Source organism: Desulfocurvus sp., from assembly GCF_023230885.1.
Lineage (GTDB): Bacteria > Desulfobacterota > Desulfovibrionia > Desulfovibrionales > Desulfovibrionaceae > Desulfocurvus.
The window spans coordinates 1-13,686 of the sequence record NZ_JALNWM010000079.1; the positions used below are offsets into that span (position 1 = coordinate 1).

Here is a 13,686-nt window from a genome sequence, read left to right on the forward strand (position 1 = left end):
GGCCAGGGTCTCGGCCTTGTGCGCGGCCCAGGCCGGGGCCAGCAGCTCGCCCGGGGCCGGGTCCGCCGCCAGGCGGTGGACGACCACGTCGGGCCGCAGCGCGGCCAGGGCGCGGACCACGGCGTCCACATACTCCCCGCGCTCCAGGGGCCGCAGCGCCCCGCGCCGCCAGTCCGCCGCCAGGGGCGCCCCCCGGCAGACCAGCAGGTTGTGCAGCTTGATTCCGGCCACGGGCAGGGCGTTCAGGAAGGCCACGCCCTCGGACAGGGCCCCGGCCCCCTCGCCGGGCAGCCCGGCCACAAGGTGCGCGCAGACCTTGATGCCGTGGCGCTGGCACAGCTCCGCCGCGCGGGCGAAATCGGCCACGGTGTGCCCCCGGTTCACGCGCGCCAGGGTGGCGTCGCGCGCGGATTGCAGGCCCATGTCGAGCCACAGTTCGGCCACGGGCAGCCCGGCCAGGATGCGTGCCTTCTCGTCGTCCAGGCAGTCGGGCCGGGTGCCCACGCACAGGCCCGCCAGCCCGGGCAGGGCCGCGGCCTCCTCCAGGACGGCGCGCACGCGCGCGGCCGGGCCGTGGGTGTTGGTGTACGCTTGCAGGTAGCCCAGGAAGAGCCGGGGGCGACGGCGGGAAGGGCGCGCCAGCCAGGCGTCCCACTGGGCCCGCAGCCCGGCTCCGGCGCCGTGGCGGCCGGTGCCCGAGCCGCGTTCGTTGCAGAACGAACAGCCCCCGGCGGACAGGGTGCCGTCACGGTTGGGGCAGGAGAATCCTGCGTCCAACGGGACCTTGCCCACCCGGCAGCCGAAAAGCTGGCGAAAATAGGCGGAAAGAGCGTAGTACCTGAGCACCTGATTTCACGGGGGTTTTAGGAAATTCCTGCGAAACCTTGCTTGATGGAAGGGGTTTGTATATCAAGCCCTTTGAACGGCGGCGCACCGGATCCGATTCGCAGGGCCAGATTTTCCCCCTCCGCGCCGCACCACCGGGTTGACCCAAGAGAGCATCCATGTCCAGAATTATCGACACGGTTCTTGGATTCTTTTCCAACGACCTCGCCATAGACCTGGGGACGGCCAACACCTGCGTCTACGTCAAGGGCCAGGGCATCGTGCTGCGCGAGCCCAGCGTCGTCGCCGTCAAGCAGGACAACCGCGGCGGCCGCAAGGTCCTGGCCGTGGGCAACGAGGCCAAACAGATGCTCGGGCGCACGCCCGCCAACATCATGGCCATCCGGCCCATGAAGGACGGCGTCATCGCCGACTTCGACGTGACCCAGGAGATGCTCAAGTATTTCATCATGAAGGTCCACAACTCGCGCCGCCTGGTCCGCCCGCGGATCATCATCTGCGTGCCCACGGGCATCACCCAGGTGGAGAAACGCGCCGTGAAGGAAAGCGCCGAGAGCGCGGGCGCGCGCGAGGTCTACCTCATCGAGGAGCCCATGGCCGCGGCCATCGGCGCCAACCTGCCCATCACCGAGCCGACCTCCAACATGGTGGTGGACATCGGCGGCGGCACCACCGAGGTGGCGGTCATCTCGCTGTCGGGCGTGGTGTACTCCAAGTCCGTGCGCGTTGGCGGCGACAAGATGGACGAAGCCATCATGCAGCACGTCAAGCGCAAGTACAACATGCTCATCGGCGAATCCACGGCCGAGTCCATCAAGATCCAGGCCGGCAGCGCCTACCCCTCGGAAAACGAGATCGAGATGTCCGTCAAGGGCCGCGACCTGGTGTCGGGCATCCCGCAGAACATCACCATCACCTCCGAGGAGGTGCGCAAGGCCATTTCCGAGCAGGTGGACGCCATCGTCCAGGCCTGCCGCATCGCCCTGGAGCAAACCCCGCCCGAGCTGGCCGCGGACATCGTGGACCGGGGCATCGTGCTCACCGGCGGCGGCGCCCTGCTCAAGGGGCTGGACCAGCTGCTGCGCGAGGAGACCGGCCTGCCCATCACCGTTGTCGACGACCCCCTGTCCACGGTGGTCCTCGGGTCCGGCAAGGCCCTGGACAACCTGGACGTGCTCAAGGAGGTCACCATAGACTAGGATGCGCTCCAAAAAGGGCATTGTCGCCATCCTCCTCCTCGCGCTGTTCCTCTATCTCAGCCTGTACGCGTGGAACGCCCGCACGGGCGTTCTGGACGACATGGCCAGCCGTTCCGGCCTGGAGTTCGTCGGGCTGGTGATCAAACCCGGCCAGTGGGTCGCGGATCAAAGCGTCGCGCTGTGGAAGCGCTACATCTATCTCCTGGACCTGCGCCGGGAGAACGACGCCCTGCGCGCGCACCTGGACGAAATGACCCTGGAGCTGGCGCAAACCCGCGAACAAGCCGCCGAGGTCGAACGCCTGCGGCGGCTTTTGTCCTTCGCGCCCCCGCAGGACTGGGACGGCGTCGGCGCGCGGGTCGTGGCCCACCGCATGGGCCCCAACGCCGTGCTCGACAGCGTGACCATCGACAAGGGCACCCTGGGCGGCGCCGAGGTGAACACCCCGGTGGCCACGCCCGACGGGCTGGTGGGCCGCGTGCTGCGCTCGGGCCTGAGCGTCTCCACCGTGCTGCTCATCACCGACCGCAACAGCAAGGTGCCCGTGCTGGGCCGCACCCACCGCACCTCCGGCGTGCTCACGGGCCTTGGGCCCGGCAGGCCGCTGGAGGTCCGCTATGTGCCGCTCAACGCCCCGGTGGACGTGGGCGAGATCCTGATCACCTCCGGGCTGGCCCAGATCCACCCCAAGGGCCTGCCCGTGGCCCGGGTGGTGGCCGTGGAGCGCTCGGACATCTCCCTGTTCCTGACCGTGCTGGCCGAGCCGCTGGTGAACCTGCCCGATCTGGAGGAGGTGCTGCTGCTCATGCCCGAGGCCGCGGCGGCCCAGGCGCAGGGCGCAGGCACGGCGCCGCCCGCCCCGGGCCCGGACGCCGCCGCGCCCGAGGCGCAGTAGGGGGCGGCCGTGCATGCCTTCCTGTGGTGGCTGGCCTACACCGTGGCCGCGGTCTGGATCCAGCGGGCCCTGCCGGGGCTGGACGCCTTCGGCCCGGCGGTGGTGATCCTGCTCCAGGAGCGCAGGCTGCGCCAGCTCCTGTGGCTTTTGCCGTGCTGGATCCTGCTCCAGGAGGGCATGGGCAGCGCGCCCTTCGGGACCATGATCCTGTGGTACGCGGGCCTGGTGGTCTTCTTCGTCCTCGGGCGCTGGCTTTTCGAGTCGCGCAACGTGCTCTTCGTGTTCTTCATCGGCGTGTTCATGGGCGGCTGGCACTTCCTGCTGCTGAGCGGCATGGCCGTGCTCCAGGGCCTGGCCCTGGACCCGCAGCGCCTGGCCTGGGACAGCGTGCAGCAGGCCGTGGCCTTCCCCCTGGGCTGGGCGGCGCTGTACACGCTCTATGTGCGGCAGGTGCGCAATGTCGTCGCAGTTTGAGCCCGAAGGGCAGGCCCCGCCGGCAACGGGCCTCGTCCTGCTCCAGGCCTGCATCTGGGGCCTGTTCTGCATCTTCGCCCTGCGCTTTTGGTACCTCCAGGTCTACAAGGGCGAACACTTCGCGGCCAAGGCCCGCGACAACCAGCTGCGCCAGGAATCCTCCTTCGCCCCGCGCGGCCTTGTGCGCGACAGGAACGGCGAGCTGGTGGCCGTGAACGAACCGGCCTACGCCCTGGGACTGGTGCGCGAGGACGTGCGCGACCTGGACGCCACCCTGGCCCAGGTCGCCCGGTGGACGGGCATCCCCGAGACCGAGCTGCGCGAGCGCTTCGAGAAGGGGCGCCGCCGGGTCAAGCCCTTCGAGCACCTGATCCTCGTGCCCGACCTGTCCTTCGAGCTTCTGGCGCACATCGAGGCCAACACCCTGTTCTGGCCGGGGCTGGAGATCGTGGTCCGCCCCAAGCGGCGCTACCCGCAGGACGACCTGCTGGCCCACGTTCTCGGCTATGTGGCCGAGGCCAACGAGGAGGAGCTGGAAAAGGACCCCGGGCTGGCCCTGGGCGACAACATGGGCAAGGGCGGGCTGGAGCTGGTGCTCGAAAACCGGCTGCGCGGGGTCAAGGGCCTGAACCAGGTGGAGGTGGACGCCACCGGGCGGCGGCTGAACCAGATGGTGCTGCGCGAGCCCCTGGCGGGCGAGGACATCCGCCTGTCCATCGACCTGAACCTGCAACGGCGCTGCACCGAGCAGATGGCCGGACACGCCGGGGCCCTGGTGGTCATGGACCCCGACACCGGCCGCATCCTGGCCTTCGTGAGCATGCCCTCCTTCGACGCCAACATGTTCGTGGCCGGGCTGTCCACCGAGCAGTGGACCGGGCTGCGCGACCACCCGCGCCACCCGTTGCAGAACCGGGTCATCCAGAGCATGTTCCCGCCGGGTTCGGTGTTCAAGCTGGTGGTGGGCGCCGCCGGGCTGGAGGCGGGCATCAACCCGCGCGAGACCGTCTACTGCAACGGGCAGGTCATGCTGGGCAAGCGCGTCTTCCGCTGCTGGAAAAAGCACGGCCACGGCGCCGTGAACTACCAGCAGGCCCAGGTGCAGTCCTGCGACGTGTATTTCTACAGCCTGGGCGAGCGGCTGCGGGTGGACAAGATGGCCCCCTTCGCCACGGCCTGCGGCTTCGGCCAGCGCACGGGCATCGAGCTGCCCCACGAAAAAGGCGGGCTGGTGCCCACGCCGGACTGGAAACGGCGGCGCTTCGGCGAGCCCTGGGTCGGCGGCGACAACTACAACATGGCCATCGGCCAGGGCTTCAACCTGGTGACCCCGCTCCAGGTCACGCGCTTCCTGGCCGCCCTGCTCAACGGCGGAACCCTGTACAAGCCGCTGCTGCTGGCCGACCAGGAGCCCGAGGCCCAGGGCGCCCTGCCCATGAGCGAAACCACGCGCAAGCTCATCGTGGACGCCATGGTCGAGACCGTCAAATCGGGCACCGCGCGGCGCCTGCAACGCCGCGACGCCGTCATGGGCGGCAAGACCGGCACCGCCCAGGTCATCAAGCTGCGGCTCAAGGACGGCGACAAACGCGAAACCACCGAGGAAATGGCCTACGAGGAGCGCGACCACGCCTGGCTGGCCTCCTTCGGCGAGAAGGACGGCAGGCGCTATGTGGCGGTGTGCATGGTCGAGCACGGCGGCCACGGGGGCGCCGTGGCCGGGCCCATCCTGGCCTCGGTGTACGACTATCTCTTCGGGGAGGCCAGGCGATGAGCCCCATCGACAGACGCATGCTCTACCACATCAACTGGCCGCTGCTGGGGCTGGTGGCGCTGCTGTTCGCCGTGGGCGTGATCAACCTGTACTCGGCCAGCGGCTTTCGCATCGAGACCGGGCAGGCCGTGGGCGCCTTCTACAAGAAGCAGCTCATCTGGGGGCTCATCGGCCTGGGCGGCATGGTGGCCTTCCTGTTCCTGGATTACCGCCACCTGAAGACCCTGGCCTGGCCGCTGTTCGTCGCGGCCGTCCTGCTGCTCGTGTGCGTGCCGCTGTTCGGCAAGACGATCTACGGCGCCAAGCGCTGGCTGGACCTGGGCTTCTTCAACCTCCAGCCCAGCGAGGTGGCCAAGATCAGCATCCTGCTCATCGGGGCCAAGCTGCTCTCGCGCGGGGCGCGGCCCATGGGCTGGGGCGAGCTGCTGCTCGTCCTGCTGGTGGGGCTTGTGCCCGCGGGGCTGATCATCATCCAGCCCGACCTGGGCTCCGGGCTGTCGGTGCTCCTGCTCCTTGGCGGCATGATCCTCTACCGCGGGCTGCGCAAGAACGTCCTGCGCCCGCTGCTGATCCTCGGCCCGCTGGCCCTGCCCCTGTCGTGGTTCTTCCTGCACGACTACCAGAAGCGGCGCATCATGACCTTCCTGGACCCCTCCACCGACCCCCTGGGCTCGGGCTACCACATCAACCAGTCCCAGATCGCCATCGGCTCGGGGCAGATCTGGGGCAAGGGCTACCTGGCGGGCACCCAGAGCCAGCTGCGCTTCCTGCCCGAAAAGCACACCGACTTCGCCATCGCCGTGTTCGGCGAGGAGTGGGGGTTCATCGGCGCCATAATTTTGCTTTCACTTTTCAGCCTGTTTCTGTATCAAATCTTCGTCACGGCGAGTGTGGCCAAGGACCGTTTCGGCAGCTATCTTGCGGCCGGAGTGTTCTTTTATTTCTTCTGGCAGATACTCATCAACATGGGCATGGTCCTCGGACTGATGCCCGTGGTCGGCATTCCGCTGCCCTTCATCAGCTACGGCGGCAGCGCGATGGTCGTGAACCTGTGCCTCATCGGCGTGGTCGTCAACGTGTCCATGCGCCGCTTCGTCTTCAAGCGGTCGTAGCGGCGCGCCCGGCCACCCCGCGCACGGACAAGACGCCTCCCGGCCCGCCCCCCAGGCCCGGACGCGAAAGGAGCAACTCATGGCACGCGACGAGATCAACGCCTTCCTCGGCACCGGGACCACCTATCAGGGCCGGCTGGACTTCCAGGGCTCGGTGCGCATCGACGGCACGTTCAAGGGCGAGGTGGCCTCCCAGGGCACGCTGGTCATCGGCAAGGACGCCAACGTCGACGGCACGGTCAACGTGGGCCAGCTGATCATCAGCGGCAGGCTCCAGGGCGAGATCGTGGCCAAGGACAAGGTCATCCTGCACAAGACCGCCAACGTGGTCGGCAGCCTGAGCACCCCGGTGCTGGTCATCGAGGAGGGCGCGGTCCTGGAGGGCCAGATCACCATGGGCGGCAAGGGCGCCAAGAAGGCGTCGGCGCCCCTGCCGGGAGCCGCGTCCGCAACGGCCTCCGGCGATAGTGAAAACAGTAACAAGCCAACGCAGCCCGCGCCGAAAACCGGGCTTTTCCGTTGATTTTCCCTGCTTTTACAGGCTCCTGAGCCGACCCGTCCACAACCCCCCTGCAGGGAAAAAAACTTTGACAGGGGGGTGGAAATCGGCTAAAGCCCGTTTGACTTTGCTCAATAATTCACAACCTCCGCGAGGGTGAGCATGATTGATCTTAATTACACCTTCTTCGTGCAGTTCGTGAACTTCATCATCACGCTCTTTGTCTTGAACTATCTGCTGGTGTCCCCCATCCGGGAGGTCATCCGCAAGCGCAAGGCCGTGATGGGCGGACTGCTGGGCGACACCGAGAAATTCGTCGAGCAGGCCGAGACGAAGCTCGCCAACTACCGCAAGGCGCTGGACGCGACCCGCGTGGCCGGCGCCGAGCAGCGCGCCAGCCTCAAGGCCCAGGGCGCCGAGCAGGAGAAGGAAATCCTCTCCGTTGCCGGGCAGCAGGCCGCCGAGACCCTCAAGGCCGAACGCGCGGCCGTGGAGGGCGAGGTGCAGGCCGCCAAGTCCGGCCTGCAGGGCCGCATCGACGCCCTCGCGGACAAGGCCATTGCCAAGGTCCTTGGCTAACGCGACGACGGCGGCGCCCACCCCGGGGCCGCCTTCGGATTTTTTCGCTCACCATCTGGTTGGAAAGGAGGGTTTCGCGTTGACAGTCCTGAAACGTCTCTTCCCCGCAGCGCTCCTCGTGCTGGTTCTGGCCCCGGCCGCCCTGGCGTCCGAAGGGGCGGCCCACGAGAGCGCGCTCACGACCGCCCTGCGCGTCGTGAACTTCATCATCTTCGTCGGCATCATCTACAAGTTCGCCGGCAAGAAGATTGCCGAGGCTTTCGGCGGCCGGCGCAAGCAGATCGAGACGCAGCTCTCCGATCTGGAGGCCCGCAAGAAGGACGCCGAACAGAAGCTGGCCGAGGTCGAGCGCGGCATCGCGAACATCGACGCCGAGCGCGAGAAGATCCTCGCCGACTGCGTGGCCCAGGGCGAGGCCCTCAAGGCCGGCATCATCGAGAGCGCCCACAAGGCCGCCGAGCGCATCAAGGAGCAGGCCCGCCTGACCGCCGCCAACGAGCGCAAGGCCGCCCTGAAGAACGTGCGCGCCGAGGTTGCCGACCTGGTGGCCGCCGCCGCCGAGAAGGCCCTGGCCAGTCGGCTCTCCGCCGAAGACCACGACAAGCTCATCAACGACTCCTTAACAAAGGTGGTGCTCAATTGACGGCTGACATCGTTGCACGCAGATACGCCAAGGCACTGTTCGCCATCGGCCAGAGCCGCGGCGAGGCCGAGCTGGAGGCGTACGGCAAGGATTTGGCCGCTTTCGCCGAGGTGCTGACCGGTGATGCGGAACTGCTCAAGTTGTTCCGCAACCCGATTTTCAGCGTCGAGGAGAAAAAGGCCATCACTGGCAGGCTCCTGGACCAGTTGAACCCCTGCCAGACCATCAAGAACTTCTGCTTCCTGCTGGCCGACAAGAAGCGCCTGGCCTGGCTGCCCGAAATCGAGGCGTACTACTCGGTGCTGCTCGACCAGGCCAAGGGTGTGGTGCGCGGCGAGCTGGTCACCGCCGTGGATCTGCCGCAGGCCAGGCAGGAAGCCGTGAAGAAGCAGCTCGCGGCCCAGCTGGGCAAGGAGTTGGTTCTCGATTTCTCCGCCGACGCGGGCATTCTGGGCGGAGTCGTGCTCAAGGTAGGGGACAAGGTCCTGGACGCGAGCTTGCGTGCTCAGCTGAACGCAATGAAAGAACAGATCAAAAGGGGTGAGTAGGCGATGCAGATCAAAGCTGAAGAAATTAGCAAAATCATTGAGGATTCGATCCAAAATTACGAATCCAAGGTGGAGATGTCCGAGACCGGTACGGTGCTCTACGTCGGTGACGGCATCGCCCGCGTCCACGGCGTCGAGAACGTCATGGCCATGGAGCTCCTGGAGTTCCCCGGCGGCCTGATGGGCATGGCCCTCAACCTCGAAGAGGACAACGTCGGCGTGGCCCTGCTGGGCGACGACACCGGCATCAAGGAAGGCGACCCGGTCAAGCGTACCGGCAAGATCTTCTCCGTGCCCGTCGGCGACGCGGTCATGGGCCGCGTCATCAACCCCCTCGGCCAGCCCATCGACGGCCTGGGGCCCATCGAGTCCAAGGATGTCCGCCCCGTGGAGCTCAAGGCTCCCGGCATCATCGCGCGTAAGTCGGTCCACCAGCCCATGTACACGGGCCTGAAGGCCATCGACGCCATGACGCCCATCGGCCGCGGCCAGCGCGAGCTGATCATCGGCGACCGCCAGACCGGCAAGACCGCCGTGTGCATCGACGCCATCCTGGCCCAGAAGGATTCCGACGTTCACTGCATCTACGTCGCCATCGGCCAGAAGAAGGCCTCGGTGGCCCTGGTCGCCGACGTGCTCAAGAAGCACGGCGCCATGGAATACACCACCATCATTTCCGCCACGGCCTCCGAGCCCGCGCCGCTCCAGTTCATCTCGGCGTACACCGGCGCGACCATCGGCGAGTTCTACCGCGACAACGGCAAGCACGCCCTGATCATCTACGACGACCTGTCCAAGCAGGCCACCGCGTACCGCCAGATGTCGCTGCTGCTGCGCCGTCCTCCGGGACGCGAGGCCTTCCCCGGCGACGTGTTCTACCTGCACTCCCGCCTGCTGGAGCGCGCGGCCAAGGTCAACGACTCCCTGGGCGCCGGTTCCCTGACCGCCCTGCCCATCATCGAGACCCAGGCTGGCGACGTGTCGGCGTACATCCCGACCAACGTCATCTCCATCACCGACGGCCAGGTCTACCTGGAGCCCAACCTGTTCAACGCCGGCGTGCGCCCCGCCATCAACGTGGGCCTGTCCGTCTCGCGCGTTGGCGGCGCCGCCCAGATCAAGGCCATGAAGCAGGTCGCGGGCACCATGCGTCTGGACATGGCCCAGTACCGCGAGCTGGCCGCCTTCGCCCAGTTCGGCTCCGACCTGGACAAGGCCACCAAGGCCAAGCTGGACCGCGGCGCGCGCCTGGTGGAGCTGCTCAAGCAGCCCCAGTACCAGCCCCAGCCCGTGCAGGAGCAGGTTGCCTCCATGTTCGCCGCCACCCGCGGCTACATGGACGACGTGGCCCTGGAGAACGTCCGCCGCTTCGAGGCCGAGTTCTTCGAGTTCATGCGCAACGCCAAGGCCGACGTGCTCAAGGACATCAAGGAAAAGGCCGTGATCGACGCGGACGTCGAGGCGCGCCTGCGGGCGGCCATCGAAGAGTTCAAGAAGACCTTCCAGGCCTAACCAACCGCGAAGGAGGATGAACCATGCCTTCGCTGAAGGATGTTCAGTTAAAAATCGTCGGCGTCAAGAAGACCAAGCAGATCACCAAGGCCATGAACATGGTGGCCTCGGCGAAACTGCGCAGCGCCCAGGGCCGCATCGAGCGGTTCCGGCCCTACGCGGACAAGTTCTACGGAATGCTTGGCGATCTGGCCGGACGTGCCGACGGGGATGCCCATCCCCTGCTGGCCGTGCGCGAGGAAATCAAAACCTCGGCCATTGTCCTGGTGACTTCCGACCGCGGCCTGTGCGGCAGCTTCAACGGCAACCTGATCAAGGCCGCCCTGAGGCTGGCCGCCGCCAAGAAGGCCGAAGGCAAGGAAGTCAAGTTCTACTGCGTCGGCAAGAAGGGCCGCGACGCCATCCGCAAGATGGAGTCCTACGAGATCGTGATGCAGAAGGTCGGTGAGTTGAACAACTTCGACTTCACCCTGGCCAACGAGGTGGGCATGGATGTCATCCGCGCCTACCTGGCGGGCGGTCTCGACGAGGTGACCCTGGTGTACGGCGAGTTCGTGAGCATGGCCAAGCAGGAGCCCATCGTCCTGCCCATCCTGCCCATCGCCAAGGATGCCGCCGAGGAGGAAACCGCCCCGGCCGCCGCCAGCAGCGAGTACATATACGAGCCCGGCGTCGAGGGTCTGCTCGCGGAGTTGCTCCCGCGCTTCATCAAGGTCCAGCTCTACCGCGGCATGCTCGACACGTCCGCCTCGGAGCACGCGGCCCGCATGAGCGCCATGGACAACGCGACCAAGGCCTGTGACGACATGGTCGGCGCCCTGACCCTGGTCTTCAACAAGACCCGCCAGGCGGCCATCACCACGGAACTCATGGACATAGTCGGCGGCGCTGAGGCGCTGAAAGGCTAATAAGGGGTAGAAATCAATGACTGCTCAAAATGGCAAATTGGTCCAGGTCATCGGCGCCGTCGTGGACGTCGAGTTCCCGGCCGGTCAGCTGCCCAACATTCTGACCGCCCTCGAGATCTCCAACCCGAACAACACCGACGCCCCCGAGCTGGTGGTCGAAGTGGCGCAGCACCTGGGCAACAACCTGTGCCGCTGCATCGCCATGGACGCCACCGAGGGCCTGGTGCGCGGCATGGAGGTGCGCAACACCGGCAAGCCCATCCTGGTGCCCGCCGGTACCGCCTCCCTGGGCCGGATCATGAACGTCGTGGGTCGCCCCGTGGACGAACTGGGCCCCATCGACTCCGACAAGATGCTGCCCATCCACCGCCCCGCCCCCGAGTTCACCGAGCAGTCGACCAAGATCGAACTGCTTGAGACCGGCATCAAGGTCGTGGACCTGCTCATCCCCTTCCCCAAGGGCGGCAAGATGGGCCTGTTCGGCGGCGCCGGCGTGGGCAAGACCGTTATCCTCATGGAGATGATCAACAACATCGCCAAGCAGCACGGCGGCATCTCCGTGTTCGCCGGCGTGGGTGAGCGCACCCGCGAGGGCAACGACCTCTACCACGAGATGAAGGACGCCGGCGTTCTGGAGAAGGCCGCGCTCATCTACGGCCAGATGAACGAGCCTCCGGGAGCCCGCGCCCGCGTGGCCCTGACCGCCCTGACCTGCGCGGAATACTTCCGCGACGAGGAAGGCCAGGACGTGCTGCTCTTCGTCGACAACATCTTCCGCTTCACCCAGGCGGGTTCGGAAGTGTCGGCGCTGCTCGGCCGCATGCCCTCGGCGGTGGGCTACCAGCCCACCCTGGGCACCGACCTCGGCGGCCTGCAGGAGCGCATCACCTCCACCACCAAGGGCTCCATCACGTCCGTCCAGGCCGTGTACGTCCCCGCGGACGACCTGACCGACCCCGCGCCGGCCACCACCTTCTCGCACCTGGACGGCACCCTGGTGCTCTCGCGCCAGATCGCCGAGCTGGGCATCTACCCCGCGGTGGACCCGCTGGACTCGACCTCGCGCATCCTGGACCCCAACGTCCTTGGCGCCGACCACTACAACACCGCCCGCGAAGTGCAGCAGGTGCTCCAGAAGTACAAGGACCTGCAGGACATCATCGCCATCCTGGGCATGGACGAGCTCTCCGACGAGGACAAGCTCATCGTACACCGCGCGCGGCGCATCCAGCGTTTCCTGTCCCAGCCCTTCCACGTTGCGGAAGTGTTCACCGGCCACCCCGGCCAGTACGTCACCCTCGAGGACACCATCCGCGGCTTCCGCGAGATTCTCGAAGGCAAGCACGACGACCTTGCTGAGAACGACTTCTACATGGTCGGCAACATCGACATGGCCATCGAAAAGGCCAAGAAGTCCGCAGCTTAATCGTCCGGGAGGCTCACAATGGCCCAACTGCAACTTGAGATAGTGACCCCCGACAGGCTCGTGCTCAGCGAACCTGTGGAGTACGTCGGCGCTCCGGGATACGAGGGCGAGTTCGGCATTCTGCCGGGCCACATCCCGTTCCTGTCGGCCCTCCAGGTGGGCAACCTCTACTACAAGGTCGGCGGCAGGACGCACTTCGTCTTCGTCGCCGGCGGCTTCGCCGAGGTCTCCGACGACAAGGTGACCATCCTGGCCGAAGTCGCCGAAAAGGCCACCGAGATCGACGTGGAACGCGCCCGCAAGGCCCGCGAACGCGCCGAGCAGCGGCTGGCCAAACAGCAGGAGAACATCGACCACGCCCGCGTCCAGGCGGCCCTGGCCCGCGCCATGGCCCGCGTGAGCTGCCGCAGCCGCGCCAAGGATGCCGGGACCTGCGAGATGTAATCCCGCCCAGCATCGCCTCTACCCCACGGCAGGCCGCCCCCGGGCGGCCTGCCTTTTTTGCGCCCGGGCCCGGCGCGGTGCCTGGTCCGCCCGCGGCCGCACCCCCGGGTTGCGTCCCCCGGCCCGTTCCCTGGCCCGGACTGCCGTCCCCTTCCGAACATCCGAAGCGCCCCCGCGCCGCCATCCGGGCACGCCCCTTCTCCGGAATTCCGCCCCGTTCTTCCATGCCCCACAGGACCGTTCGAGTCCTCGCCCCTCCCTTTCGCCCCCTTGGAGCCGCCCGAACCGAGATTCAGAAAAACGAGGCCGCCCGGGAAGCGAAAAGATATCCAGCCGCCCGGGCCGCCCCCGCCCGGATGACAAGCCGCAGCCAGCCGCCGCGCCGACGCGGCGCCCGCCTCCGTGCCGCGCTCCCGCCAGGAACGCCTGGGGCTCTCACCGACGCCGCACCGGAAACCCCGGGAACCGGAGTCCCGGCCCCACGCGCCCGCCCGGTGCCCATCCGCCGCCGCGCCCCGCCCGATCCGGGGGCCGGAGGGAAGCGAGGCCGCCCGGAAAACGGCAAGATATCCAGCAGGCCGGGCACCATCCCGACCGGACACAAACCCGCCGTCTGCGCCCGATGCCCGCGCCCCCCGGCGCAACCCCTTGGCAGGCTTGCCGCCGGACTAGCCCCCCGGGGCTCCGCGTCCCGCGTCCCCGCCGCCATCGTCCCCCCGTCCCCGCATCGCCCGTGCCCCTGCGCTCCCCGCTTCCCCTGACACCGCCCCACCCTCCCCGCGCCGCGATCCTGGTATGTGCAACCGGAAGCAGGGGGAACAGTAGCC

The 13,686-nt window shown here is 67.4% G+C and carries 14 protein-coding genes; 13 read left to right on the forward strand and 1 reads right to left on the reverse strand.

All coding sequences use genetic code 11. From position 1 onward, the window contains the following. The coding region (locus tag M0P34_RS07320) for a TIGR01212 family radical SAM protein (RefSeq protein WP_291497938.1) at positions 1-846 on the reverse strand (846 nt) is incomplete at its 3' end. A gap of 158 nt (positions 847-1,004) precedes the next feature. Between M0P34_RS07320 and M0P34_RS07325 the strand changes: the two genes are divergently transcribed. The 13 genes from M0P34_RS07325 to M0P34_RS07385 all read left to right on the forward strand — a co-directional run bounded on the left by M0P34_RS07325 (position 1,005) and on the right by M0P34_RS07385 (position 12,859). Further along, the gene (locus M0P34_RS07325) at positions 1,005-2,045 is read left to right on the forward strand and encodes a rod shape-determining protein (RefSeq protein WP_291497940.1); all 1,041 of its coding nucleotides are present in this window, start codon (positions 1,005-1,007) and stop codon (positions 2,043-2,045) included. A gap of 1 nt (position 2,046) precedes the next feature. Then, on the forward strand, positions 2,047-2,940 hold the full coding sequence (mreC, locus tag M0P34_RS07330) for a rod shape-determining protein MreC (RefSeq protein ID WP_291497942.1): 894 nt from the start codon (positions 2,047-2,049) through the stop codon (positions 2,938-2,940). 9 nt (positions 2,941-2,949) lie between these two features. Continuing rightward, entirely contained in the window at positions 2,950-3,414 is a 465-nt protein-coding gene (locus tag M0P34_RS07335) for a hypothetical protein (RefSeq protein ID WP_291497945.1), read from the forward strand. Next, entirely contained in the window at positions 3,398-5,188 is a 1,791-nt protein-coding gene (gene mrdA / locus M0P34_RS07340; RefSeq protein ID WP_291497947.1) for a penicillin-binding protein 2, read from the forward strand. The genes M0P34_RS07335 and mrdA overlap by 17 nt, the downstream gene beginning before the upstream one ends. Continuing rightward, entirely contained in the window at positions 5,185-6,300 is a 1,116-nt protein-coding gene (rodA, locus tag M0P34_RS07345; RefSeq protein ID WP_291497949.1) for a rod shape-determining protein RodA, read from the forward strand. The genes mrdA and rodA overlap by 4 nt, the downstream gene beginning before the upstream one ends. Positions 6,301-6,379: 79 nt before the next feature. Continuing rightward, positions 6,380-6,823, forward strand: a complete 444-nt coding sequence (locus tag M0P34_RS07350; protein WP_291497951.1) for a polymer-forming cytoskeletal protein — start codon at positions 6,380-6,382, stop codon at positions 6,821-6,823. A gap of 138 nt (positions 6,824-6,961) precedes the next feature. Continuing rightward, on the forward strand, positions 6,962-7,378 hold the full coding sequence (locus M0P34_RS07355; RefSeq protein WP_291497965.1) for an ATP synthase F0 subunit B: 417 nt from the start codon (positions 6,962-6,964) through the stop codon (positions 7,376-7,378). 79 nt (positions 7,379-7,457) lie between these two features. Then, positions 7,458-8,021, forward strand: coding sequence for a F0F1 ATP synthase subunit B (gene atpF, locus M0P34_RS07360; RefSeq protein ID WP_291497953.1), 564 nt, complete (start codon positions 7,458-7,460; stop codon positions 8,019-8,021). Beyond that, positions 8,018-8,569, forward strand: coding sequence for an ATP synthase F1 subunit delta (gene atpH, locus M0P34_RS07365; RefSeq protein WP_291497955.1), 552 nt, complete (start codon positions 8,018-8,020; stop codon positions 8,567-8,569). The genes atpF and atpH overlap by 4 nt, the downstream gene beginning before the upstream one ends. A 3-nt stretch (positions 8,570-8,572) precedes the next feature. Then, positions 8,573-10,081 carry a F0F1 ATP synthase subunit alpha gene (gene atpA / locus M0P34_RS07370; protein ID WP_291497957.1) on the forward strand — a complete coding sequence of 503 codons (1,509 nt, stop codon included), beginning with the start codon at positions 8,573-8,575 and terminating at the stop codon, positions 10,079-10,081. Between the two features lie 23 nt (positions 10,082-10,104). Then, the gene (locus tag M0P34_RS07375; protein ID WP_291497959.1) at positions 10,105-10,989 is read left to right on the forward strand and encodes a F0F1 ATP synthase subunit gamma; all 885 of its coding nucleotides are present in this window, start codon (positions 10,105-10,107) and stop codon (positions 10,987-10,989) included. Positions 10,990-11,005: 16 nt separating this feature from the next. After that, positions 11,006-12,415, forward strand: coding sequence for a F0F1 ATP synthase subunit beta (atpD, locus tag M0P34_RS07380; protein ID WP_291497961.1), 1,410 nt, complete (start codon positions 11,006-11,008; stop codon positions 12,413-12,415). Between the two features lie 18 nt (positions 12,416-12,433). Further along, positions 12,434-12,859 carry a F0F1 ATP synthase subunit epsilon gene (locus tag M0P34_RS07385; protein WP_291497963.1) on the forward strand — a complete coding sequence of 142 codons (426 nt, stop codon included), beginning with the start codon at positions 12,434-12,436 and terminating at the stop codon, positions 12,857-12,859. The last annotated feature ends 827 nt before the right edge of the window (positions 12,860-13,686 follow it).

Excerpts from the sequence above, each read along its gene's own strand:
- M0P34_RS07325 (WP_291497940.1), top strand. The coding sequence starts at position 1,005 with ATGTCCAGAATTATCGACACGGTTCTTGGATTCTTTTCCAACGACCTC.
- mreC (WP_291497942.1), top strand. The coding sequence starts at position 2,047 with ATGCGCTCCAAAAAGGGCATTGTCGCCATCCTCCTCCTCGCGCTGTTC.
- mrdA (WP_291497947.1), top strand. The coding sequence starts at position 3,398 with ATGTCGTCGCAGTTTGAGCCCGAAGGGCAGGCCCCGCCGGCAACGGGC.
- rodA (WP_291497949.1), top strand. The coding sequence starts at position 5,185 with ATGAGCCCCATCGACAGACGCATGCTCTACCACATCAACTGGCCGCTG.
- M0P34_RS07350 (WP_291497951.1), top strand. The coding sequence starts at position 6,380 with ATGGCACGCGACGAGATCAACGCCTTCCTCGGCACCGGGACCACCTAT.
- M0P34_RS07355 (WP_291497965.1), top strand. The coding sequence starts at position 6,962 with ATGATTGATCTTAATTACACCTTCTTCGTGCAGTTCGTGAACTTCATC.
- atpA (WP_291497957.1), top strand. The coding sequence starts at position 8,573 with ATGCAGATCAAAGCTGAAGAAATTAGCAAAATCATTGAGGATTCGATC.
- M0P34_RS07375 (WP_291497959.1), top strand. The coding sequence starts at position 10,105 with ATGCCTTCGCTGAAGGATGTTCAGTTAAAAATCGTCGGCGTCAAGAAG.
- atpD (WP_291497961.1), top strand. The coding sequence starts at position 11,006 with ATGACTGCTCAAAATGGCAAATTGGTCCAGGTCATCGGCGCCGTCGTG.
- M0P34_RS07385 (WP_291497963.1), top strand. The coding sequence starts at position 12,434 with ATGGCCCAACTGCAACTTGAGATAGTGACCCCCGACAGGCTCGTGCTC.